This window comes from Bradyrhizobium sp. Kon58, from assembly GCF_055807455.1.
The window spans coordinates 1-216 of sequence record NZ_JBVVOT010000594.1; the positions used below are offsets into that span (position 1 = coordinate 1).

General features: G+C 58.8%; 1 protein-coding gene. It reads left to right on the top strand.

Annotated features, from left to right (window positions below; genetic code table 11):
• Positions 1-25: 25 nt before the first annotated feature.
• On the top strand, positions 26-216 hold a 191-nt coding region (locus AC0L20_RS41605; RefSeq protein ID WP_473295928.1), incomplete at its 3' end, for a hypothetical protein.

A 216-nucleotide genomic window follows, 5' to 3' on the forward strand; every position in this document is an offset into this window, starting at 1 on the left:
CGATTCCAACACCCTGATCAAACTGATGACCGACTGCATCCTGCTGGCTGAAACCCAGAACGACCGCTACCTGGAACGCTACCACACGATCATCGTCGACGAAGCCCACGAGCGCAGCCTGAACATCGATTTCCTGCTGGGCTACCTCAAGACCCTGTTGCCGCGCCGCCCGGACCTGAAAGTCATCATCACCTCGGCGACCATCGAAGAGCGGAC